The sequence below is a fragment of the Sphingobium phenoxybenzoativorans genome, assembly GCF_001757355.1.
Lineage (GTDB): Bacteria > Pseudomonadota > Alphaproteobacteria > Sphingomonadales > Sphingomonadaceae > Sphingobium > Sphingobium phenoxybenzoativorans.
Window position 1 is genome coordinate 187625 of the sequence record NZ_MINO01000001.1, and the last position, 22720, is coordinate 210344.

General features: G+C 64.7%; 18 protein-coding genes. 16 read left to right on the forward strand and 2 right to left on the reverse strand.

Annotation, left to right across the window (positions count from 1 at the left end; all coding sequences use genetic code 11):
- Window positions 1-24: 24 nt before the first annotated feature.
- Window positions 25-2748 (forward strand): TonB-dependent receptor domain-containing protein, encoded by a 2724-nt coding sequence (locus tag BHQ40_RS00975; RefSeq protein ID WP_070151199.1) that lies wholly within the window; start codon window positions 25-27, stop codon window positions 2746-2748.
- A gap of 50 nt (window positions 2749-2798) precedes the next feature.
- On the opposite strand, the gene BHQ40_RS00980 is transcribed toward BHQ40_RS00975, so the two are convergent.
- Window positions 2799-3443, reverse strand: coding sequence for a prolyl hydroxylase family protein (locus tag BHQ40_RS00980; protein ID WP_070151201.1), 645 nt, complete (start codon window positions 3441-3443; stop codon window positions 2799-2801).
- A 170-nt stretch (window positions 3444-3613) separates the two neighbouring features.
- On the opposite strand from BHQ40_RS00980, the gene BHQ40_RS00985 reads away from it, so the two are divergent.
- The 14 genes from BHQ40_RS00985 (at window position 3614) to BHQ40_RS01050 (ending at window position 19475) form a co-directional block, all read left to right on the forward strand.
- Window positions 3614-4486 (forward strand): type II secretion system protein N, encoded by an 873-nt coding sequence (locus tag BHQ40_RS00985; RefSeq protein ID WP_070151204.1) that lies wholly within the window; start codon window positions 3614-3616, stop codon window positions 4484-4486.
- Window positions 4483-6768 (forward strand): type II secretion system secretin GspD, encoded by a 2286-nt coding sequence (gene gspD, locus BHQ40_RS00990; protein WP_070151206.1) that lies wholly within the window; start codon window positions 4483-4485, stop codon window positions 6766-6768. The genes BHQ40_RS00985 and gspD overlap by 4 nt, the downstream gene beginning before the upstream one ends.
- 151 nt (window positions 6769-6919) lie before the next feature.
- Window positions 6920-8503: a type II secretion system ATPase GspE gene (gspE, locus tag BHQ40_RS00995; protein ID WP_070151208.1), complete on the forward strand. Its 1584-nt coding sequence runs from the start codon at window positions 6920-6922 to the stop codon at window positions 8501-8503.
- Window positions 8496-9713, forward strand: coding sequence for a type II secretion system inner membrane protein GspF (gene gspF, locus BHQ40_RS01000; RefSeq protein ID WP_070151210.1), 1218 nt, complete (start codon window positions 8496-8498; stop codon window positions 9711-9713). The genes gspE and gspF overlap by 8 nt, the downstream gene beginning before the upstream one ends.
- The gene (gene gspG, locus BHQ40_RS01005) at window positions 9713-10300 is read left to right on the forward strand and encodes a type II secretion system major pseudopilin GspG (RefSeq protein WP_425516668.1); all 588 of its coding nucleotides are present in this window, start codon (window positions 9713-9715) and stop codon (window positions 10298-10300) included. Before gspF ends, gspG begins: the two co-directional genes overlap by 1 nt.
- Complete coding sequence (locus BHQ40_RS01010) at window positions 10272-10823, forward strand: GspH/FimT family pseudopilin (RefSeq protein ID WP_083276601.1); 552 nt, start codon at window positions 10272-10274, stop codon at window positions 10821-10823. The genes gspG and BHQ40_RS01010 overlap by 29 nt, the downstream gene beginning before the upstream one ends.
- On the forward strand, window positions 10816-11184 hold the full coding sequence (gene gspI, locus BHQ40_RS01015; protein ID WP_083276602.1) for a type II secretion system minor pseudopilin GspI: 369 nt from the start codon (window positions 10816-10818) through the stop codon (window positions 11182-11184). Before BHQ40_RS01010 ends, gspI begins: the two co-directional genes overlap by 8 nt.
- Window positions 11185-11189: 5 nt before the next feature.
- Window positions 11190-11867 carry a type II secretion system minor pseudopilin GspJ gene (gene gspJ, locus BHQ40_RS01020; RefSeq protein ID WP_139139126.1) on the forward strand — a complete coding sequence of 226 codons (678 nt, stop codon included), beginning with the start codon at window positions 11190-11192 and terminating at the stop codon, window positions 11865-11867.
- Entirely contained in the window at window positions 11860-12873 is a 1014-nt protein-coding gene (gene gspK / locus BHQ40_RS01025) for a type II secretion system minor pseudopilin GspK (RefSeq protein ID WP_070151218.1), read from the forward strand. Before gspJ ends, gspK begins: the two co-directional genes overlap by 8 nt.
- On the forward strand, window positions 12870-13991 hold the full coding sequence (gene gspL / locus BHQ40_RS01030; RefSeq protein WP_070151220.1) for a type II secretion system protein GspL: 1122 nt from the start codon (window positions 12870-12872) through the stop codon (window positions 13989-13991). The genes gspK and gspL overlap by 4 nt, the downstream gene beginning before the upstream one ends.
- On the forward strand, window positions 13988-14470 hold the full coding sequence (locus BHQ40_RS01035) for a type II secretion system protein M (protein WP_070151222.1): 483 nt from the start codon (window positions 13988-13990) through the stop codon (window positions 14468-14470). Before gspL ends, BHQ40_RS01035 begins: the two co-directional genes overlap by 4 nt.
- Complete coding sequence (gspN, locus tag BHQ40_RS01040; RefSeq protein WP_070151224.1) at window positions 14467-15189, forward strand: type II secretion system protein N; 723 nt, start codon at window positions 14467-14469, stop codon at window positions 15187-15189. Before BHQ40_RS01035 ends, gspN begins: the two co-directional genes overlap by 4 nt.
- The gene (locus tag BHQ40_RS01045) at window positions 15186-15959 is read left to right on the forward strand and encodes a prepilin peptidase (RefSeq protein ID WP_083276603.1); all 774 of its coding nucleotides are present in this window, start codon (window positions 15186-15188) and stop codon (window positions 15957-15959) included. Before gspN ends, BHQ40_RS01045 begins: the two co-directional genes overlap by 4 nt.
- A 147-nt stretch (window positions 15960-16106) precedes the next feature.
- Window positions 16107-19475 (forward strand): trifunctional glycoside hydrolase family 18/polysaccharide deacetylase/glycosyltransferase family 2 protein, encoded by a 3369-nt coding sequence (locus tag BHQ40_RS01050; protein WP_070151226.1) that lies wholly within the window; start codon window positions 16107-16109, stop codon window positions 19473-19475.
- A gap of 493 nt (window positions 19476-19968) precedes the next feature.
- Here BHQ40_RS01050 and BHQ40_RS01055 read toward each other — a convergent pair whose 3' ends face one another.
- Window positions 19969-21300 carry an MFS transporter gene (locus BHQ40_RS01055; protein ID WP_070151228.1) on the reverse strand — a complete coding sequence of 444 codons (1332 nt, stop codon included), beginning with the start codon at window positions 21298-21300 and terminating at the stop codon, window positions 19969-19971.
- A gap of 204 nt (window positions 21301-21504) precedes the next feature.
- Here BHQ40_RS01055 and cyoA point away from each other — a divergent pair, with 204 nt between their 5' ends.
- Window positions 21505-22713, forward strand: a complete 1209-nt coding sequence (cyoA, locus tag BHQ40_RS01060; protein WP_083276604.1) for a ubiquinol oxidase subunit II — start codon at window positions 21505-21507, stop codon at window positions 22711-22713.
- Window positions 22714-22720: the final 7 nt, after the last annotated feature.

The window sequence follows — 22720 nt, forward strand, 5'->3', positions numbered from 1 at the left end:
ATTAACCTCTCTGGGGGAAATTCCATGTCGAAGTCGCTGACTCTGGCGAGCCTGCTTCTGCTCTCATCTGCGCTGGTCGCTCCTGCGGCTCTCGCCCAGTCGGACGTCTCTGCGCCCGCCGATGGCGCGGCGACCGGCACGACCAACACCGGCGCTGCCAACCCCGGCATGCCGACGGCGGCGGAGGAGGCTGCAGACCAGTCCGGCAATGTCGACGTGTCCATTCCGGGCGCGGACATCGTTGTGGTCGGCCGTCGCGGCGCCAATATTGAGCGCGCCGCTCCCCAAGTGGTCAGCGTTCTGTCCGCAGCCGACATCAAGCGTACGGGCGAAGGCGATATCGCCGGCTCGCTCCAGCGCGTTACCGGCCTCAGCGTTGTTGGCGGCGGCTATGTCTATGTCCGTGGTCTTGGCGATCGCTATTCGCTGGCGCTGCTCAACGGAGCGCCTCTGCCCAGCCCCGAACCGCTGAAGCGCGTTGTTCCCCTCGATATCTTCCCGACCAGTGTCATCGCATCGACCCTGGTCCAGAAAAGCTTCTCGCCCAACTTCCCCGGCGAATTTGGCGGCGGCGTGATCAACCTCACGACCAAGGCGATCCCGGCGGAAAGCTATCTGGAAATCAGCGGCGGCGTATCCGGCAACAGCGAGACGACCGGCAAGCTTGGCTACACCTATTTCGGCAGCGGCTCCGACTGGACCGGCTTTGACAGCGGTTCGCGCGACGTGCCGCCGCTGCTTCAGTCGGTATTCGACGATCGCGTCCGCCTTTCGGACCTGTCCCTGACGGAGCAGCAGGCCATTGCGATGCAGTTCAAGAATGCGCGCACCACCTTGCTGCAGAAGAACAACAATATTCCCGTCAACTGGTCGGCGAGCCTGAATGGCGGCACCGCCTTTGACATGGGCGGCTCGACCCTGGGCGTCATCGCCACGGCGTCGATCAGCAATAAGTGGCGGACGCGCGACGCTCTGCAGCAGGCGTCGATCGACCTGACGCAACCGGCCGGCAAATCGTTCGAGCAGGTTACCACCGACAATGAGATCACGGTGAACGGCCTGGTCGGCGTTGGTCTGGAATCGGATGTCGCAAAGGCGCGCTGGACCGCGCTTTACATTCGCGACACGTTGAAGCGCGGCCAGCTCGCCGTGGGCCAGAATGACGGCGGCCTCATCGGCGCCGACTATATGCAGCAGAACACTGCCTGGTATGAGCGCCAGCTTCTCGACCTGCAGTTCACTGGCGAGTTCAAGCTGTCCGATCCGCTCTCGTTCAACGTCCGCGCCAGCTATGCGAATTCGCAGCGTGAAGCGCCCTATGAGCGCGAGTTCGAATATGTCCGCTCCAATCAGGACCTGGCGATCGATCCGGTGGGCAACCGGTTCATCAACCGCCTGGACCGTCAGCGCGGCGACGCCTCGGTCACGTTCAGCGATCTGAATGAAGACCTGATGTATGGCGGCGCAGACCTTACCTACGAACTGACCCCGGACATCAAGGCGACGGTCGGCTACGCCTATCAGAATACTGAGCGCACCTCCTCGCGCTACGAACTGCACTATGACGCGACCAATCTGCCGATCCCGGTGCAGCAGCAGCGTCCTGATTATCTGACGTCGGACTATACGATCCAGTATTTCGGCCTCCGTCTGCTCGACTTCTCGGACAATTATCCGATCTACGAAGCGAAGCTTCGGGTGCATGGCGCCTACGGCCAGCTTCAGGCGCAGATCACGCCGGAAATCGCGCTGAACGGCGGCGTCCGCTTTGAATCCGGCCGTCAGGAGGTCACGGGCCGTGACATCTATCTGACCGGCACGGTGCCATCCAACACGATCAGCAAGGAATATTGGCTGCCTGCGGCGACGCTGACCTGGGAGTTCCAGGAGAATATGCAGCTACGCTTCAGCGGGTCCAAGACGATCGCCCGTCCGCAGTTCCGTGAGCAAATCGCCCAGATCTATATCGACACGGAATCCAGCCGCGCCTTCCGCGGCAACCCCTATCTGCTCGACAGCACCTTGTGGAATGCGGACGCGCGCTACGAATGGTATTTCGCGCGTGATCAGCGGGTGTCGATCGCCGGCTTCTACAAGAGCATCAAGAACCCGATCGAAGCCTATACCACGATCAACGACCGTTATGACGTCGTGACCAGCTTCGCCAACGCGCCGAAGGCGACGCTGTACGGCGCGGAAATCGAAACACAGAAATATTTCGATCTTTCCGACTGGTCGAGCAGCGGTTTCTTCGCCAGCCGCCGCGCAGTGCTGATCGCGAACTATACCTACACCCAGTCGAAGATTAAGGTTGGGGATACGGATACGACGATCCCTTATACCTTCGATCCCGCCAACGGCTCGGCGCCTCCTCTGGCGTCGGACTATTTCATCGATGGCCGTCCGATGACGGGCCAGTCCGATCACCTGGTCAATCTGCAGATCGGCCTGGAGGATACGGATCGCCTGTCGCAGCAGACCCTGCTTCTGACCTATGCCAGCAAGCGCGTCACCAGCCGTGGTCCCAACCTGCAGCCGGACATTATCGAACAGCCCGGTCTCAGCCTGGACTTCGTGGCGCGTCAGGGCATCGTTCTGGGCGGCGTGAATGCCGAACTGAAGGTTGAGGCGCGCAACATCACTGGCCGGAAATATAAGGAATTCCAGAGCCTTGGTGACAACCGGGTCTATTATAACCTGTATGACATCGGCACGTCCTACGCCGCGTCGCTGTCCGTCAACTTCTGACGAACCCTGCCGTCACCCCGGCGCAGGCCGGGATGACGGCGTGGCGCTGCTCAGCCCCAGGGCCGCTCCCGGAACCATTTCGTGATGATATATTTGGCGCCCGCCCGCACCTTCATGCCGTGATGGATGGAGGCCGGGTTGGGTTCGCCGGTCGGCAGGCGATTGTTCCACGCCAGCAGCTTGCCCGGCTCCGGCTGGATGATCTTGTTTACCTTGGTGAAACGGGTTGCGCCGCCAGCGCCGGGTTCATTCAGATAGATCATGAAGGTCCATGTCCGGTTGCCAGCGACCGAACAGAAGCGCGCGAAATCCTCGCCCTTGGGATCGAAATAGTCGGTATGCGCCTTGAACTCCTGTCCGGGGGCGTAGCGCTGTCCCTGGATCGGTTCGCCATGTGAGGGAGCGATCCCGGCATAGGCGGCGATCTTCGCGTCGATCGCCGCGACAAACGGATCGTCAATGCTGAGGTCGCATGTCTCGCTGGTGCGGAAATAATGGTCGCCGTTGGAATCCGCGATTGTCGAGGGACGGCGGTTCGCATCGATCCGTTCGATCAGCCCCATGCATTCATCAGCGTCCAGAAAATCGCGCTGGATAAACAGGGTCAGGTCGCGGTTGGGGAATCGCTGCACACGCCCATGCCCGGAAAGGCGAACGGGGTCGGCGTCAGTTGCAATGGGAATGACTGTTTCCATGATGAAAGACGCCTAACGCCGACCGGCCGTTATGCAAACATGGTAAAGCGACACTTGCATGACGTAATATTTTCGTCACAAATTGGTCATGCAAGCGTAAGAAGGCGTGCCTAGGCCCCGTCATGCGAACGCGCCCTGGGAGGGCCGATCAACCGGGACATTTTATTTCAATGCCCATGCCGACATTCGACACGCTGCGTGGCCGGGGAAGCAGGACGATTGCGTCCGGCCGCTGGCTGTCGCTTGTCGAACTGCTGCTCCTGGCGCTCCTGGCGATACAGCTCGCGCGGCTGGTCTGGGCGGTTGTGACGCCAGTGGGCAGTTTCGGCGACTGGCGAGGGCGTCAGGCGGCGATTCCGGCTCCGGCGGCCCGTCAGGCGCTTTTTGCGGCGTTCGATCCCTTTTACCGCACGGCGGACGGCGCGCAGCCCGGCTCGGTTGTGACCTCGCTTGCCCTCACGCTGTACGGCACGCGCGTCAATGAGGGGTCGGGCATCGGTTCGGCCATCATCGCGACGCCCGATGGCGTACAGAACAGCTTCGCTGTCGGCGATGAGATCATGCCGGGCGTCATCCTGAAGGATGTGGCTTTCGACCATGTGGTGATCGACCGGGGCGGGGCGGTGGAGAATATCTTCCTGGACCAGTCGGTCGCCGCGCCGGTTGCCGACCCGGAGAGTTCGGGTGCCGCTGCCCCGGAATCGGCCGTTCCGCCCATTACGCCGGGCGGTGGAGAGCCTGCCGCTGCGGAGGGCGCACGCCGTTCCCCCAACGTCGCATCGATCAAGTCGGATATCGGGTTCGCCCCCCGGCTTCAGAATGGCAAGGTCACCGGGCTTGTGCTTTCGCCCAAGGGGCCGGCTTTCCAGTCGGCAGGGTTCCAGCCTGGCGACATCATTGCGCAGGTCAATGGCCGGCCCATTTCTTCGGCCGCCGACGTGCAGGCGCTCCAGTCGCAGCTTGCTCCCGGCGCGCGTATTTCCCTTTCCGTTGAGCGCGGCGCCGCCGTCGTGCCCATCGCTCTCATCCTGCAAGGCCAATGAAAAGCAGAACCCTTCTTCACGCCGGCGCTGCCGTCGCTCTCATCCTCTCGACGCCGTTCCTGCCTGCGCCTGCCTTCGCGCAGCAGACGTTGAACGTGCGTGACGCCGATATTCGCGCCTTCATTCAGGATGCGGCGCGCGTTACCGGCCGCACCTTCATCATCGACAACCGGGTGCAGGGGAAGGTGTCGGTCGTCACCGACCGCCCGCTCAGCAAATCGGAATATTTTGAGATCGTGCTGTCCACCCTGCGCGCCAACGGCCTGATCGCCGTGCCCGCGCCGGGCGGAGCCTATCGCATTCAGCCAGCCGATGGCGCGGCGGGCCAGCCCAGCGCGGTCGGCGCGGGCGCGACGCGCAACCAGTTCGTGACGGAGGTTTTCCGCCTGCGGTCCATTGACGCCGCCTCTGCTCTTGAAACGCTGCGTCCGCTGGTCAGTAAAGACGGCTCCGTCACCGCCAACCGGGCTGGCAACAGCATTGTCGTCGCTGACTATGCCGACAATATCGCCCGCATCCGTCAGGTGATCGCGCGGGTTGACCGGGACTCCTCCTCCACGCAGATTGTTACCCTGCGCAACGCAGGCGCGCGAGAAATCGCGCAGTCTCTGCAGGCGCTGGTCGGCGGCGGCGCGGGCGAAGCGGGCAGTTCTGCCGCAGCCGCAACCGTGGTTCCCATCGACAGCAGCAACAGCGTCGCCATTCGCGGCGACGCAGGCACTGTGGCGCGGCTATCGAACATCGCCCGCGATCTGGACAAGCAGGCGGCAAGCGGCACGGAAATCCGGGTCTATTGGCTTGAACATGCCGATGCGGAGAAACTGCTCCCGGTTCTCCAGCAGCTTGTCGGCCAGACACCTACGGTGTCCGGCGTCAGCTCCTCTGACGCGTCCTCCTTCATCACATCATCGTCATCCGCGGCGCGCGGCATGGGCGGCAGTTCTGCGGGCAACGCTAGTCCTGTTCCCGCGCCGTCAGCGGCGCCCTCGGCTGCTCCCGCCGCCACGGGCGGCTCAGGCGGCGGCATCGCCACGCGCGGGCCGGCGATCGTCACGCGCTATGAAGGCGCGAACGCCATCATTGTCGCCGCCAACAGTGATGTGCAGCGGATGCTGGGCGAAACCATCCGTCAGATCGACACGCGCCGCGAGCAGGTGCTGGTCGAGGCGATCATCGTCGAGATCGGCGATGTCGCCGCCAAGAATCTGGGCGTCCAGTTCCTGATCGGCAGCACCAAGACAGGCTTTGCCGCAACCAACTATTCCAACGCCACGCCGAACCTGCTGACGCTGGCCGGGGCCTATGGCGCTACAAAGCTCGGCAATCAGACGACGACGGTCGTTGCGGCGGACGGCACCACGACCACTACCACCGTTCCGCAAAGCGGCGACCTCGCCACCAATCTGCAGGAGGCGGCCTTCAACTCGCTTACCTCCGCGACTGGGGGCATCGCGGGGCTTGGCGGACAAATCGGCAAGAACGGCATTTTCGGCGCGATCATCAATGCCGTGAAGTCGGACACCGGCTCCAACCTTCTGTCCACCCCGTCCGTCATGACGCTGGATAATCAAAAGGCGTCGATCCTTGTCGGGCAGGAGGTTCCGGTCACTACCGGCGAGGCGCTCAGCCAGAATTTCGACAATCAGTTCCGCACCGTTCAGCGCCAGAATGTCGGCATCCAGCTCGACGTGAAGCCGCAGATCAACACGGGCGGTGCGATCAAGCTGTTCCTGCGGCAGGAGGTTTCCAGCATCGCCGGCCCCGTATCGAACAACAGCAATGACCTGATCATCAACAAGCGCGAGATTGAGACCACCGTCACCGTCGACGATGGCGAGATCATCGCCCTTGGCGGCCTGCTCGACGATAATGAGCGCAAGACGATCGAGCGCATTCCGCTCCTGAGCGATATTCCCGGCATCGGCGAACTGTTCAAATCGCGCAGCCGCAGCCGCAGCAAGACCAACCTGATGGTCTTTATCCGCCCGACCATATTGCGCAGCCGGGAGGACGCCCGCGCGCTCACTGCTCAGCGTTACGGCTATATCCAGAACCAGCAATTGCTGCGCAGCCCGGACCGGGAGCCGACGATCGACGAACTGTTGCGCGACTATATGGGCGTGGAACCGCCGGTGTCTCCTCCGGGCGCAGCCGCTCCGCCGCCTGCGGCTCCAGCCGCTAGCGCTGCCCCAGCCCAGGGACAGGTCATCACGCCGCAGTCACGCCAATCCTCCACAGTCGTCCGCCCGGTCGATGTTCCGCCCAGCGAGAAACCGAAATGAGGATGGCAGACGGCTCCCCACATCCGTTCGCCCTGAGCCGGTCGAAGGGCTGTCCTTTCTTTGAGACCTGTTCTGGCAAAGAAGTGCAGGGCTTCGACACGCTCAGCCCGAATGGTTTTATAAGTGCGCCTCCAATTAATGGTGGCCAATCATGAAAAAGGGCTCCGAAATCAAGCCTGAGGCTCCAAACGAGCAAGAGAGCGGCTTTGCGATCACGCCGCATATCGCCCCCCGGTTGATCGACATCCCCTATGCATTCGCCCGGAAATTCGGCGTGGTCCTGATGAACGGTACGGATACCGGCCGTCTCGCCGTCGCCATGCGGGAGGGGGGCGATCCACGCGTGCTGCTGGAGGTGCGCCGTCATCTCGCGCAAAGCTTCGACATCGAATTTGTCGATGCAGCGCAGTTCGACCGGCATCTGTCGGATCATTATGCGATGGATGGCAGCGCGGCGGCGGTCGCCGGTACGCTGGCGGTGGGCGCGGATGAGCTGGACATGCTGGCGAGCGACCTGCCGACGGCCGACGATCTGCTCGACAGCGCCGACGACGCGCCCGCCATCCGCCTGATCAACGGCATCATTGCGGAGGCCGCGCGGCAGGGTGTGTCGGACATCCATATCGAACCCTATGAGACTGGCCTTGTCGTGCGCATGCGCATCGACGGCGTGCTGCGCGAGACGCTGCGCATGCCGCCGCACGTCGCCCCCGTCGTCGTCAGCCGCATCAAGGTCATGGCCCGCCTGGACATTGCCGAGCGGCGCGTGCCGCAGGATGGCCGCATCGGCCTGACGCTTGGCGGCAAGCTGCTTGACGTGCGCGTGTCCACGCTCCCCAGTCGCGCGGGCGAGCGTGTTGTGCTGCGTATCCTGGACAAGGAGAATGCGGGCATTTCGCTTGACGTGCTCGGCATGACGGGCGCTGCGGACCGCATCTTCCGTGAAGCGCTGGCCGAACCCAATGGCATCATCCTGGTTACGGGTCCCACCGGTTCGGGCAAGACCACGACCCTCTATGCGGGCCTGCGCAACCTGAATGACGGCAGCCGCAACATCCTGACGGTCGAGGACCCGGTCGAATATGCGATTGAGGGCGTCGGCCAGACCCAGGTCAATCCCAAGGTCGGCCTGACTTTCGCGGCTGGCCTGCGCGCCATTCTGCGTCAGGACCCTGATGTCGTGATGGTAGGCGAAATCCGCGACCGCGAAACCTCCGAAATCGCCGTGCAGGCGTCGCTTACTGGCCATCTTGTGCTGTCCACCGTTCACACCAATGACGCGGTGGGCGCGATCACGCGCATGCGGGACATGAAGGTGGAGCCGTTCCTGCTCGCTTCCACCCTGCGCGCCGTCGTTGCCCAGCGCCTCGTTCGCCGCCTCTGCCAGCATTGCCGCGAACCGCATCAGGCGGACAAGTCGGCGAGCGCGCTGCTTGGCTTCGACCCCGGCACCATCGTCTATCAGGCGAAGGGCTGCGGCGAATGCAACGGCACCGGCTATAAGGGCCGGATCGGCGTGTTCGAAGCGATCCGGGTGGACGACACCATCCGCCGCCTCATCAATGATGGCGGAGACGAATCCCTTATCGCCCGCCACGCCTTCCTCAATGCGCCCAATCTTGGCTCGGCCGCTCGCGCGCTCGTCCGCGATGGGCAGACCACGGCGGAGGAGGCCATCCGCATTTCCCGTCGCGATGCGATGGATGTCCCGGACGAGGTTCTGGGTGATGCCTGATTATGACTATCTCGCCATCGACACTGCCGGACGGGAACGCCGGGGTAGCGTCAAGGCGGACAGCATGGACGCGGCCAGGGCGCAGCTCGACAGCCGCCGCCTGTTCGTCGTCAAGATGGATCCCGGCCAGGAAAAGGCGTCAAAGGGCAGGGCGCTTTTCTCGCTTGGCGGCAAAAAGCTTTCGCCCAAGGAATTGACGCTTTTCACTCGCCAGCTTTCCACGCTGATTCAGGTCAGCCCGCTTGAGGAATCCCTGCGCACCATTGGTCGCCAGAGCGAGACTGAACATGTCCGCGCCATCGTCGGCAGCGTGCATTCCGGAGTGATGGAGGGCCGCCGTCTCGCCGAGGCGCTGGGCACCCAACCGCGCAGCTTTCCGCCGCTCTATCGCGCCATGATCTCCGCGGGCGAAAGCTCCGGTAGTCTCCCCACGATCATGGAGCGTCTCGCTGAGTTGATGGAGCGGCAGGCGGTGATCCGGTCGAAGGTGATGACCGCCATCGCCTATCCGTCCGTCCTTGCCGGTTTCGCGGTGTTCGTGGTCGCCGCGCTGATGATTTTCGTCGTGCCGAAGGTTGTGGAGCAGTTCGACACGGTGGGCCAGACCCTGCCGCTCCTCACCCGCATGGTCATGGCGGTTTCCGCCTTCCTGGCGGGCTGGTGGTGGGCGTTGCTGATCGTCATTGGCCTTGCCGGGTTCGGCGCATGGCGCGCGTTGAAGGTGGAGAGCATTCGCCACCGCTTTGATAGTTTCCTGCTGCGCCTGCCGATCATCGGCCGTCTGATCCGCGACCTCCATGCCGCCCGCATGGCGCGTACGCTGTCCACCATGATCGCCAGCCGCCTGCCGCTGATGGAGGGCCTCGCGCTCACCGCCAACACCATCCACAATCGCGCCTTGCGCCGCGCATCGGATCAGATCGTCGAGGCGATCCGGGGGGGGGGCAGCCTCTCGGCTGCATTGCGCCGCGCGAATATCTTCCCGCCGCTGCTCGTCTATCTCGCCGCCAGCGGAGAGGCGGCGGGCCGCCTCGACACGATGCTGGAGCGCGCAGCCGACTATCTGGAGCGGGAGTTCGATTCCTTCACCTCGACCGCGCTCGCCATGCTGGAGCCAGCGATCATCATCCTGATGGGCGGCATCGTCGCCGTCATCATCCTGTCCATTCTGCTGCCGATCCTGCAGCTTCAAAGCCTTACGGGTGTGTGATGCTTTCTGTTTTTTCCTCTCTAGTCCGTCATGCCCGCGAAGGCGGGCATCCCGCTGCCTTTTATGTGCGGGGAGAGAAGCGGGACCCCTGCCTCCGCAGGGGTGACGGAGAAGGCGCAATTCCCGCCCGCCGCTCCGCCGAACACGGCTTCACGCCAGTGAGGCGTTCCGCCGAACACGGCTTCACGCTGGTCGAGCTGATGGTCGTTATCGTCATCATTGGCCTCCTTGCCACCATCGTCGCCATCAACGTCATCCCCGCCACTGACACGGCGCGGGTGGAAAAGGCGAAGGCGGATATCTCCACCATCGAGCAGGCGCTGGAGCAATACCGGCTCGACAATCTGACCTATCCGGCCGGCACTGACGGTCTGCAGGCCCTGCTGACGCCGCCGCCTTCGCTGGCGCAGCCGCAGCGCTACCGTCGCGGCGGTTATATCAAGAAGCTGCCGAAGGACCCCTGGGGCCGTAACTATAATTACGCCGTTCCGGGCAGAAAGGGCGCGTTCGACATCTACTCGCTGGGCGCCGATGGCCAGCCGGGCGGGGACCAGGAAAATGCCGATATCTATTCCAGCGATATCTAGGAACCATCCGCTCCGGATTGACCAGACCTCCGTTGGTAAAGGTCGCACGGCTCATGAGGCTGACAGTCCGTGGCCCTCACGCGCCACCGAACGCGGCTTCACCCTGCTGGAACTGATGGTCGTGGTGGCGATCATCGGCTTCGTGTCGGCCGCCGTCGTCCTCGCCATGCCCGATCCGCGCGGACGGGTGATCGAGGATGCGGAGAAATTCGCCGCCCGCGTGTCCGCCGCGCGCGACAATGCCGTCATTCAGGCGCGGCCTATGGGTGTGTGGATTTCAGCCTCCGGCTATGGCTTTGAACAGAGGGGCGCTGGCCGGTGGATGCCGCTGGAGGATCGCCCCTTCGCCACCACGCAATGGCGGCAGGGCACGGGCGCGCTGGTGGGGGAAAGCGGCCGCGCCCAGATCAGCTTCGACAGCACCGGCCTGCCCAGCGAGCCGCTCGTCATCCGCCTGGTGCGCGAGGGGGAGCGCGCTTCGGTCAGCGTCGACATGGCCGGAAAGGTGATGGTCGGTGGCTGACAGGCGGTCCGAGCAAGGGTTCACCCTCCTTGAAATGCTGGTCGCGCTCGCCGTTTTCTCGCTCGCCGCGCTTGCGCTTATCCGGCTGCAGAGCGTGACGGTCCGCACCGCCGCTGATCTCGACAGCAAGGTTATGGGCCAGATCGTCGCCCATAATCTGATGGTCGATATTCAGGGCGATCCGACGCCACCCAGCACTGGCGAAGAACAGGGCGAGGTCGATAATGGCGGCCATCGCTGGCGCTGGACTCGGGTCGCGACGGCGACCGACGATCCCCGCCTGCTGCGCGTCGACCTTGTCGTCAATGGCGGTTTCGGACAGTCGCCCGCCGCGCTCACCTTCATGCGGGCCACACAATGATGGGCATGGACCGCACACGCCATCTGTTCTCCTGCGAAAGCAGGAGTCCAGGGACGAATGAACGCGGCTTCACGCTGATCGAGCTTCTGGTCGCGCTGGTGATCTTCGCCATGCTTGCTGCGGCGGGCGTGCTTCTGCTCGGCAACAGCGTATCGGCGCAGGGCGCCATTCGGGGCCACCTCGATGGAATGGCGGCGATTCAGCGCGCCAATGGCGCGCTGACCGCCGATCTCGCCCAGGCGGTTCCGCGTATCAGCCGCACTGAAAATGGCCTGCTCGCCCCGGCCTTCTTCGCGCAACCTCAAGGGGAGAATGCCCCGGTCATGCAGTTCGTCCGGGCCGGATGGACCAATATGGACGAGTCGCCGCGCCCGACTCTGCAGAAGGTTGAATATTGGGTGCGGCAGGGGCGTCTGGAGCGGCGGACCTATCCGCTGGTCGACGGCGCGCAAGGCGCGCAACCCGCAACGCTTCTGGAAGGGGTTGATGGCGCGGTACTGCGCTTTCGGGACGCGCGCGGCGACTGGCGAGAAAACTGGGCGTCGACCCAGCCGGACCTGCTGCCACGCGCGGTGGAGCTTGTGCTGCCCCGCGCCGGTGCGCCGTCGCTCACGCTCAAATTTCTGGTCGGTCCCGGTCCTGTCGAAAAACAGGATGAGGCGGAGGCTCCCGCCAATGGCTGACCGGCCGCAGAAAGACTCTGCCTCCGGCGAGTCGGGCATGGCCCTGCTCACTGTGCTGCTGCTGGTGGCGGTGATGGCCATAGTCGCCGCGACAGCGCTTGAGCGCCTGACCATCGCGACGCGCCTCACCGCCAATGCGGGCGCCTTGGATCAGGCGCGCGCCTTTGCCGAAGCTGCGGAGAATGTCGCGCGCCTGCGTATCGGCGATCTTGTCGCCGCGCAACCGGGCAAGGTCACGCTGCAGGGCGGGTGGCTCGGCGCGCCGCAGCCGCTGCCTGTCCCCGCCGGCTCCGCGACGGCGCGAGTCACGGATGGCGGTAACTGCTTCAACCTCAACAGCGTCGTCGCGGCCAACGAAGGCGAGGGGGAGGAGAATCTGAAGGTGCGCCCGACCGGCGTGACCCAGTTTCAGGCGCTGATGCGGCTTCTCGGCATTGATGACCGGCAGGCGCAGACAGTGGCGGCGTCGCTCGCTGACTGGATCGATACCGATACGGTGCCGCAGCCGGGCGGGGCGGAGGATGAAACCTATGCCCGCGCCCCCACGCCCTATCGTACGGCCAATCGCTTCATGGCGTCGGCCAGCGAACTGCGGGCGGTAAATGGCGTTACTCCGGCCATTTATCAGACATTGCGCCCCTGGATCTGTGCGCTGCCGACGGCCGATCTGTCGCCTATCAATGTCAATACGCTGCTGCCTGCCCAGGCGCCGTTGTTCGCTATGCTGCTGCCTGGTCAGTTGACTGTCGATCAGGCGCGGCAAATGCTGGCGCGCCGCCCTGCCGATGGCTATGGCAGCACCGTTGCCTTCTGGGCGCTTCCCGCGCTTCAGAAACTTACGCCGATGGGCGATGTGCAGGCGCAGACGAAACTTGTGACCCGCTTTTTCCGGGTAGAAATCTTGGTGGACCTTGGGGGCACGGAATTGAACGAGACCGCGCTGATAGACGCGCAGCCGCAGAAGCCGGCCCGGCTTGTCAGCCGCGAGTGGGGTGAGGGCGCATGACCGCGCGTGAGGGCCTTATCGTTACCCTGCCGGAAACGGCCGAGGGTCAGCCGCTATGGATGCGCGTCATTGACGGAACCGTGGTGCAGGGCGGTTCCGGCACCCACTGGCTTGACGCCTGCGGTCTTTCCAGCCTGCCGGACGGGTGCAGCGTCATGCTGGTGCCGCCGGCCGGACTCACCACGCTCCATTGGATATCCAATGACGGCATGCCCGCGCGGCAGGGCAGGGCAGCGGCGCGCCTGGCCGCCCTGTCGGACAGTATCGACCCGCCGGAAACCCTGATCGCCGCCGCCAATGAGAATGACGATCCCGCACGGCCGCATATCGTGGCGGTCGCCGCGCGCGCCGACATGCAGCATTGGCTGCTCTGGGCGCAGCATAACGGCCTGGACCCCGATTTCGTGGTGCCGGCTGGCTTGATCCTGCCGGAGCCTGATGAGGGCTATGTCATGGGCACGGTGGGCGGGACCAGCCTGCTGCGGGGCAGGGAGGCTGCGCTCCCCGCCGACGAACCGATGGCGGAACTGCTTGTGGCCGATGCGCCGGTGGCGGTTCTTTCGCCCGAAACGGTCAGTCGCGCTGCCATCGCCATGCTCGCCGATCCGGCGCTCAACATGCGTCAGGGGGATTTCGCCAAGCGCGCCCGCCGTCCGCTTGACCGGCAACAACTGACCCGCATCGCCATCTGGATCGGCTTTATCGCGCTGGTCAGCCTGCTTCTCTCCCTGATCGCGATCATTCGGTATAACGCCGCCGCCAGCAGCCTTGACCGGGATAGTATCGCCCTCGCCTCTACCGTCCTCCCCGGCGTCACGGACCCGGAACGGCTGGAGCCTGATCTCGACGCCCGCCTGGCCGATCGGGGGGCGGGCGCCTACACTTTCTCCGGGCCGGTGGCGGGCCTGTTCACCGCCATGCAGCGGACGGAGAATGTCAGCCTGACCAAGCTTGGCCGAAGCGCGGATGGCATGTTGACGGCCACGCTCGCCAGCGCGCAGGCGGCTGACATCAATGTTGTGCTGCTCGCCCTGCAGGATGCTGGCTTCACGATCACGGCAACATCCTCACAGGGCACTGACGGCCGCGTGCTCGCAGACATTACGGTGAAGCCATGATCGCGAATCTCGCCGCCTGGTACAAGGAACTCAGCAAGCGCGAACAAGTGCTGGTCGGCATCATGGCCGTGCTGCTTGCGATCGTCATCCTCTGGCTCGGCATTGCCCGCCCCGTCGAGTCCGGCCTGAAAAGCGCGATAGAGCGGCATGGCGCGGCGCTGGACCGCAATGCCGCCGTCCGCGTCAAGGTCGCCTCGCTGAAAGCCCTGCCGCGCGGCGCGGCCGCTCGTCCCGCTGCGCCGATTGCCCAACTTGTCAGCCAGAGCGCGGGTGAGGGCGGCTTCACCCTTGAGCGCACTCAGGAACAGGGGCCGGGCCGCGTCGATATCGCGATCGCGTCGATCAGGCCAAAGGCGCTGTTCACATGGCTTTCGAGCCTTGAGGCGCAGGGCGTTGTGGTGGAGACCTTCTCCGCCCAGCCTTCGGGGACTGCGGGCGCAGTCTCCATGCAGGCGGTGCTGAAGGCGGCGGGACAATGATGGGGCTTGCGCTTTCGCGCCGCGCCCGTCTCGGCCTGCTCGCGATATTCCTGATCGCGCTGGTCGCCCTGTTCCCGATGCGCCTGGCTTTCGGCATTTTCGGCATGGACCGCTACGGCCTTGCCGCCCGCTCGGTGACGGGAAGCATCTGGTGGGGCCGCATTGGCAAGCTCAGCCTCAGCGATGTGTCGCTCGGCACCGTGGATGCCGGTCTGTCCCCGCTTTCGTTGCTCATCGGCCGCGCCCGCATAGGCGTCAGCCGGAAAAATGGGCAGGCGGACGATATAGAGGGCGCGTTGACGGCGGGTTTTGGCCGGATTGGCATAGACGACGCCACCGGCATGCTGCCGCTGGGCGCGGCCGCCGCGCCCCTGCCGATCGCCTCGGCCGATCTCAGCGACGTGTCCGTGCGCTTTTCCGGCGGCCTTTGCGGCGCGGCGGAGGGGCAGGTTCGCGCCCATCTATCGACGCAGATTCCCGGCCTCAATCTGTCGCAGGGTTTGAGCGGCGCGGCCCGGTGCGAGGGGCCGGCTCTGCTCCTCCCGCTCGTCAGCCAGTCCGGCATGGAAAAGATCACCCTGCGCATCTCGCCCGATGGCCGCTATGCCGCCGAAATGCGGGTGACGACGGCTGATCCCGCGCTTCAGCAGGCTCTCGGCAATCAGGGGTTCGCGCAATCGGGCGACGCTTCCGTGATCAAGGTCGAAGGCATATTGTGACGCCTCTCGCCTTGCCGCTGCCCATCTGGTCCTTATCGGGCGGCGTGCTGGGGGCGATTGTCGGCAGTTTTATCGCGACATGCATACTGCGCTGGCCGCAGGGCCGCTCGGCGCTCGGCGGCCGCTCGGCCTGCGACGGTTGCGGCAAGACGCTCGATCCCGTGGAGCTGTTCCCGCTTCTCAGCATCCTTGTCCAGCGGGGGAAATGCCGGTCATGCGGCGCGCGTATCGATCCGCTTCACTGGCGGGTCGAACTCGCCTGCGCGGCTGCGGGCGCCATTCTTCTCGCCCTGATGCCAAACATAGCGGGGCTTGGCTCCCTCATTCTCGCCTTTTTCCTTATTCCGCTCGCCATTCTCGACTGGCGGCATTTCTGGCTGCCGGACAAATTGACGCTCCCGCTCGCCTTCCTCGGCCTGACGCTCGGCCAATGGGTGACGGATGTATCGCTGCCAGGCCGGATCATCGGCGCGGCGGCGGGCTATCTCAGCCTGCTGGCCATCTCGCTTGCCTATCGCCGCCTGCGGGGCCGGGAGGGGCTGGGGCTGGGCGACGCCAAGCTGCTGGGGGCGCTTGGAGCCTGGTTCGGCTGGCAAAGCCTGCCGTTCCTGCTGCTCATCGCCAGCATTCTCGCCCTGCTGACCGTCGCCGTCTCGGCGGTCATGCACAGGTCGGTAAGTATGACCACGCGCATCCCGCTCGGTACCTTCCTCTGCCTGGCAGCGGTGCCCGCCTGGCTGACGGTGCGGCTGATGCTCATCCCCACATGACGATTTTGTAATGCTGCGGTCAGCACCTGGCTGGCCGCGCTGCGCTAGGACGGTTCTCGCCGATCTTATGCTCCTTCGACCGGCAGACCCAGGTGGCGGTCGCCGGCTCCTCTCGGCGGCCGCCATCTTTGCCTTCTGGGATCAGGGATGCACCGTCCGGTATTCTATGACGAGAGCGGCCGCCGCAAGCGGCTGACCCTGCCGCTGGTGTTCGCGCTGATCCTGCTGATCCTCGCCGCCGCAACTGCCTTCGCCATCACGATCCTTGACGTGCCGACACCCGCGGCGCTCGCCCTAGATATGGAGCGCCCGCACCCGGAGCCGCTGGCGCAGCAAGTGGGAAGCATCGGCCACGCCCTGCGCAAGCGCGCTCATTCGGCGGGGCAGACGCTGCGCAACTGGCTTCCCGCATTGTCCGCCCATCCGGTCCATCCGGTCAGCGTCGGCTTCTATGTCCCCTGGGATGACGCAAGCCGCTCCTCGCTGCGCCGTCATGTCGGCGCGCTCGATTGGGTTGCGCCCTCGCTCCTGTCGGTCACTGGCCCCGCTCACCAGCTTCGCGTGACCCGCGATCCGCAGTTCGACGCCATCGTCCGCCACGGCGCGCGCCGTCCCCGCATCCTGCCGGTCGTCCAGAATGTCGTCGACGGCGCGTGGGAAGGGACGAACATGGCCGCATTGCTCCATTCCCCCGCCGCCCGCGCAACCCTGCTCGACCGGCTGGTTCCGGTCCTGACTGGAATGAAGGCGCGGGGCGTGGTCTTTGATTTTGAGGCGCTGCCCGCTTCCGCCCAGCATGACTATCTCGCCTTCCTGAACGAAGCGGCCGCCCGTTTCCATCCGCATGGCTGGCTGGTGACCGCCACGGTCCCGGTCGACGATATGGACTGGAACCTGTCCGCCTATGCCCGCGCCGCCGACCGGCTGTTCCTGATGGATTATGACCAGCATTATATCGGCGACGCCCCCGGCCCGATCGCCGCCCAGCCATGGTTCGTCGCCCACTTGCGCCACGCGCTGGAACAAGTGCCCGCCGCCAGGGCGATCGTCGCTATCGGCAATTACGGCTATGACTGGACGGACGGACAGCCCGCCGCCGATGCGGTTTCGATAGAGGATGCATGGCTGACCGCCCATGATTCCGGCGCGCCGATCCGGTTCGACGCCGCCACCGGCAACGCTGCCTTTGATTATGCCGAGGACGGCCACACCCACCATGTCTGGATGCTGGACGCCGCCAGCGCCTGGAACCAGATCCGCGCCGCGCGGCAGGCGGGGGCGGGGGGCGTCGCGCTCTGGCGGCTGGGGTCGGAGGATCCCGGTTTCTGGCCAGCGCTCAAGGATCGCACGGGCGCCATCCCGGCCGAAATGAATCGCCTCACCAGCCTCAATTCCGTCGATGTGGAGGGCAATGGCGAGATACTGCATATCGATGATGTGCCGACCACCGGCAACCGCACCCTGCGCCTCGACCATGGCCTGGTCACAGATGAGCGATATCGCGCGCTGCCCACGCCCTATGTCATCCGCCGCACCGGCTATCGTCCGGGGCAGGTCGCCCTGACATTCGATGACGGTCCCGACGCGGTATGGACGCCGCAGATACTGTCCATCCTGAAGCGCGCGCATGTGCCCGCAACCTTCTTCGTCATCGGCGAAAATGCGATGCCGCATCCCGGCCTGTTGCGCGCGATCCTTGCGCAAGGCAGCGAGATTGGCAGCCACAGCTACACGCACCCCAATCTCGCGCAGGTTTCCCCTGAAGGCGCGCGGATAGAGCTGAACTCCACCCAGCGCTTGATAGAGGCCTATACCGGCCGTTCCGTCCGCCTGTTCCGCGCACCCTATTTCGGCGACGCCGAACCGACGACTGCGGACGAGATCGGCCCGGCGCTGGAGGCGCAGAATGCCGGTTATGTGAATGTCGGCCTGCATGTCGATCCCGGCGACTGGACCCGGCCCGGCGCAGACGCCATCGTTTCGCGCACCATCGCGCAAGTGGAAGCGGGCAACGCCGAACGCTCCGGCCAGATCATCTTGCTCCACGACAGCGGCGGAGACCGGGCGCAGACGGTGGCCGCGCTCCCCCGCATCATCGCCGCGCTCCGGGCGAGGGGCTATCAGTTCGTCCCCGTCTCCAGCCTCGCCGGGCTTACCCCCGCTCAGGTCATGCCGCCGGTCAGGGGCGCGGACCTGCTCGCCGTCCGGGTGGATGTCGGCATATTCCTGACCTTGGCGGCCATTTCGGTCGCGCTCAAATGGCTGTTCTTCGCCGTCATCCTGTTCGGCATGGCGCGGGCGGTGATGCTGGCCGCGCTGGCGCTGGGCAGCCGGATGAAGCGCAACCGCGTCACGCCGCCGCCGGTTGATACGGGCCTGTTCGTCTCCGTCCTCATCCCCGCCTTCAATGAGGCAAAGGTGATCGAGGCGTCGGTGCGCCGGGTGCTGGAAAGCCGGGACGTCTCGCTGGAGGTCATTGTCGTCGATGACGGGTCGACGGACGGCACCAGCGATATCGTCGCCGCCGCCTTTGCGAACGAGGACCGGGTCGGCCTGCTCACGTTGAAAAATGGGGGCAAGGCGGCCGCGCTCAACGCCGCGCTCCAATATGCCAGGGCGCCGATCATCGTCGCGCTGGACGCCGACACCCAGTTCGAACCGCTCACGATCGCGCGTCTCGCCCGCTGGTTCGCCGATCCGGATATCGGCGCAGTGGCGGGCAACGCGATGGTGGGCAACCGGGTCAACCTTGTCACCCGCTGGCAGGCGGTGGAATATGTAACGGCCCAAAATCTGGAACGCCGTGCGCTTGCCCGGTTCGACGCGATCACGGTCGTCCCCGGCGCGGTGGGCGCATGGCGCAGGGCCGCGCTGGATGATGTCGGCGGCTATCCGCTCGACACGTTGGCGGAGGATCAGGACCTCACCATCGCCATCCAGCGTCAGGGCTGGCGCATCGCCTATGATACGGAGGCGGTCGCCTGGACCGAAGCGCCGGAAAGCTTCCGCGCCCTGTCCAAACAGCGGTTCCGCTGGGCCTATGGCACGCTGCAGTGCCTGTGGAAGCATCGCGGCATCTGGCGAAACGGCCGACCGGCCGGCCTGTCATGGGTAGGATTGCCCCAGGCATGGCTGTTCCAGATCGGTTTCGCCATGATCTCGCCGATCATCGACCTTGCGCTGGTCCTCAGCATGATCGACACGGCCGTCCGCGTGCATCAGCATGGCTGGGCGCAGACGCAGAGCGACCTGCTGCGCATGGCGCTTTACTGGCTGGCCTTTACGGCCGTGGATGTCGCCTGCGGCTGGGTCGCCTACCGGCTTGAACCGCGCGCGCCCCGCTATCCGGCGCTGCTGCTCGTGGCCCAGCGCTTTATCTACCGCCAGATCATGTACGGCGTCGTCATTCGCGCTGTCGCTACCGCGATCGGCGGGCCATGGGTGGGCTGGGGCAAGCTGGAGCGCACAGGACGGGTCGCGCAGGCGCAGTCGCCGGACCGGCTGGTGAAGGCGTGAATATCGGCGTTGATTAGCGCCTTTAGTTCGTCATCCCGGCGAAAGCCGGGACCCAACACGCCTCCGGCAAGCTGCTTATATTGAGGCGATATGGGTTCCGGCTTTCGCCGGAATGACGAATGAAGGAAGAATGGCGGACCTTCCGCTCCTCTGTCCTACAGTCCGGCCATCCTGTTATTCCATTGCCATGCTTCAGCCCGTCTCAGCCATATCGACCGCGCCTCTGCGTTGCGTCCGTGCGACGAAATCAAGACCTGACTGGGACTCGACTGCGACGTGGATGAGACTCAGGTGCGACCAACATGAGACTCAGATGCGACGCAAGTGCGACGCACATGAGACTCAAGTGAGACGCATATGCGACGAAGGTGAGACGCACATGAGACCTACATGCGACCTTATTGCGACTTTCCGGGTCAAAATGCGTCACAACCCGCAACTTCCGCAACTTCGTTGGAATTGCAGCATAGCGTTGCGCCGAAAAACTGCCGGTTCAGTCGCGCGCGGCCGCCAGCTCCTTGTTGGCCCGCAGCGCCACCAGCGTACAGATCGCGCCGGACAGCAGATAGGCACCTGATGAGAACAGCCCGAAATTGCTGGACAGCCACAGCGCCCAGAAGGGCGCAAAGCCCGCGCCGAACATCCATGCTAGGTCAGACGTCAGCGCCGATCCGGTATAGCGCGTCTGTTGCGAGAAGTTCGACGCGACGACGCCGGACGATTGGCCAAAGGACAGGCCGAGCAACATGAAGCCCAGCACCATGAACGCCACTTCGCCCAGATCGCCGCCATTGAGCAGCAGCGGCGCGAAGATGCTGAACAGCGCAATCCCGCCCGCCGACCAGCCAAGCAGAGACCGGCGGCCGATCTGGTCTGCGATAAAGCCCGATGCAACGATGGCCAGCACGCCCACAGCGCCGCCGATGATCTCGATGATCAGGAAGCGTTCGATCGATTCCTTGGTGAACAGCGCCACCCAGGAGAGGGGGAACACCGTCACCATATGGAACAGCGCAAAGCTCGCCAGCGGCGCGAATGCCCCGATGATGATGTTGCGCCCTTCCGCCTTGACCGTCGGGATAACGGGGGAGGGAACAAGGTCCCTGCTCTCGAACAGCCGCTCAAACTCATGCGTCACGACGATGCGCAACCGGGCGAACAGCGCCACCACATTGATCGCGAAGGCGACGAAGAAAGGATAGCGCCAGCCCCAGTCGAGGAAGTCGGCGGGCGAGAGCGTCGACCAGAAATAGGCGAACAGCGCCGCCACCACGGTCAACGCCAGCGGCGCACCAAGCTGCGGCATCATCGCATACCAGCCGCGCTTGTTCTGCGGCGCGTTGAGGGAGAGGAGGGAGGCGAGGCCGTCCCATGTGCCGCCCAGCGCAAAGCCCTGCCCGGCGCGGAACAGGGTCAGCAGCACGGCGGAGGCATGGCCGATTGTCTCATATCCGGGAAGGAAGGCGATGGCGGCTGTCGATCCGCCCAGCAGGAACAGCGCGATAGTCAGCTTCACGCCCCGGCCATAGGTGCGGTCGACCCACATGAAGAAGAAGGACCCCATCGGCCGCGCGACGAAGGCGATGGCGAAGATGGCGAAGGAATAGAGCGTGCCCGTCAGCGCATCGACATAGGGAAAGACCAGCCGGGGAAAGACCAGGATGGAGGCGACGGCATAAACAAAGAAGTCGAAAAATTCGGACGTGCGGCCGATGATGACGCCGATGGCGATCTCGCCGGGCACCACCTGCTTGTGCCGCGCGGTGATGTTCCGGGCGTCGCGCTCCATGTCGGTGGAGGAGGGGGCGGCAATCTGGGCGCTCATGGGGCTGATCAATCCTTGCGCATATGTTAGGGTCGAAACGATCCTGGGTCGCGTGCGTTGCATACTACCAAACCGACCCGGCCATATAGCAGCATATGGGGGCCGATTTGCCAGATGACTGTGCCAATGCACTTTTCGCGCCTGCAGCGTGATTGGACAAAGTGTCCAATGTCGATAGCCGTGCGCAGCGGCTAGGCGGCAGGCATGAGCACCCGCCCGATCCCTGGCCAACCTTTCGTCCAGCGCCGTTCCATGCGGTTTCTGGCTCCCTTGCTGCTGCTGCCCCTGTCGGCTTGCAATTGGGTCGTGATGAACCCGGCCGGCGATGTTGCGGTGCAACAGCGTGACCTGATCCTGATCTCCACTGGCCTCATGCTGCTCATCATCCTGCCGGTGATGGCGCTGACGGTGCTGTTCGCATGGCGCTACCGCCACTCGGCCAAGAACCCGGATTACGACCCTGACTGGGATCATTCGACCAGCCTGGAGCTGATCATCTGGTCCGCGCCGCTGCTGATCATCATCTGCCTTGGCGCGGTCACCTGGACCAGCACGCATCTGCTCGATCCCTATCGCCCGGTTGAGCGCATCGATGCTGGCCGCAAGGTTGCGCCCGGCGTCAAGCCGCTGGAGGTGCAGGTGGTGGCGATGGACTGGAAATGGCTGTTCATCTACCCGGAACTCGGCATCGCGACGGTCAACGAACTGGCCGCGCCGTTGGATCGACCGATCAGCTTCAAGCTCACCTCCTCGACGGTCATGAACTCCTTCTACGTGCCCGCGCTCGCTGGCCAGATCTACGCCATGCCTGGCATGCAGACGGTGCTCCACGCCGTCGTCAACAAGCCCGGAAATTATGAGGGCTTCTCGGCCAATTACAGCGGCGCCGGATTCTCCCACATGCGTTTCCGCTTCCACGCGCTGGATGAAGGCGGTTTCGACCGCTGGGTCGCGGGCGTGAAGTCCGGCGGCGGCGCGCTTGACCGTCCTGCCTATCTCGCTCTTGAAAAGCCGAGCGAGAAGGACCCGGTCCGCCGCTTCTCCACCGTGGACGCCAGCCTGTTCGACTCGGTTGTCAACCTCTGCGCCCGGCCCGGCCAGCGCTGCATGTCAGAACTGATGCACATTGATGCGATGGGCGGGGCGGGCAAGGAATCGGCCCATGACACGCGCGGCCTGCGCCATGATGGTCCCAATGGCCACGACCCTCTCGAACGCGGCGCGCTCCAGAAGGAGCCGGAGGAAAAAGGCGCCTCGCCGCATCTCATGAAGGATGGCGACCGGCCGCCGCCCGGCAAGACGCCCACGGGTCATCAGCACGATAACCGGGACATGACGATGGACATGCCCGCCCGGCCAGCCGCCCCGCATCATCCCGACGCGCCAGCGCCGGCCCACGCCCACACATCGTAGAGGCCGT

What these genes read in the sequence shown, in the direction of transcription:
- gspG (WP_425516668.1), top strand. Translation starts at nt 9,713, where the DNA reads ATGCTTTCTGTTTTTTCCTCTCTAGTCCGTCATGCCCGCGAAGGCGGG.
- gspN (WP_070151224.1), top strand. Translation starts at nt 14,467, where the DNA reads ATGATGGGGCTTGCGCTTTCGCGCCGCGCCCGTCTCGGCCTGCTCGCG.
- BHQ40_RS01055 (WP_070151228.1), bottom strand. Translation starts at nt 21,300, where the DNA reads ATGAGCGCCCAGATTGCCGCCCCCTCCTCCACCGACATGGAGCGCGAC.
- BHQ40_RS00975 (WP_070151199.1), top strand. Translation starts at nt 25, where the DNA reads ATGTCGAAGTCGCTGACTCTGGCGAGCCTGCTTCTGCTCTCATCTGCG.
- BHQ40_RS01035 (WP_070151222.1), top strand. Translation starts at nt 13,988, where the DNA reads ATGATCGCGAATCTCGCCGCCTGGTACAAGGAACTCAGCAAGCGCGAA.
- gspJ (WP_139139126.1), top strand. Translation starts at nt 11,190, where the DNA reads ATGGACCGCACACGCCATCTGTTCTCCTGCGAAAGCAGGAGTCCAGGG.
- BHQ40_RS01010 (WP_083276601.1), top strand. Translation starts at nt 10,272, where the DNA reads ATGCCGATATCTATTCCAGCGATATCTAGGAACCATCCGCTCCGGATT.
- cyoA (WP_083276604.1), top strand. Translation starts at nt 21,505, where the DNA reads ATGAGCACCCGCCCGATCCCTGGCCAACCTTTCGTCCAGCGCCGTTCC.
- BHQ40_RS00985 (WP_070151204.1), top strand. Translation starts at nt 3,614, where the DNA reads ATGCCCATGCCGACATTCGACACGCTGCGTGGCCGGGGAAGCAGGACG.
- gspE (WP_070151208.1), top strand. Translation starts at nt 6,920, where the DNA reads ATGAAAAAGGGCTCCGAAATCAAGCCTGAGGCTCCAAACGAGCAAGAG.
- gspF (WP_070151210.1), top strand. Translation starts at nt 8,496, where the DNA reads ATGCCTGATTATGACTATCTCGCCATCGACACTGCCGGACGGGAACGC.
- BHQ40_RS01050 (WP_070151226.1), top strand. Translation starts at nt 16,107, where the DNA reads ATGCACCGTCCGGTATTCTATGACGAGAGCGGCCGCCGCAAGCGGCTG.
- gspK (WP_070151218.1), top strand. Translation starts at nt 11,860, where the DNA reads ATGGCTGACCGGCCGCAGAAAGACTCTGCCTCCGGCGAGTCGGGCATG.
- gspL (WP_070151220.1), top strand. Translation starts at nt 12,870, where the DNA reads ATGACCGCGCGTGAGGGCCTTATCGTTACCCTGCCGGAAACGGCCGAG.
- gspD (WP_070151206.1), top strand. Translation starts at nt 4,483, where the DNA reads ATGAAAAGCAGAACCCTTCTTCACGCCGGCGCTGCCGTCGCTCTCATC.
- BHQ40_RS00980 (WP_070151201.1), bottom strand. Translation starts at nt 3,443, where the DNA reads ATGGAAACAGTCATTCCCATTGCAACTGACGCCGACCCCGTTCGCCTT.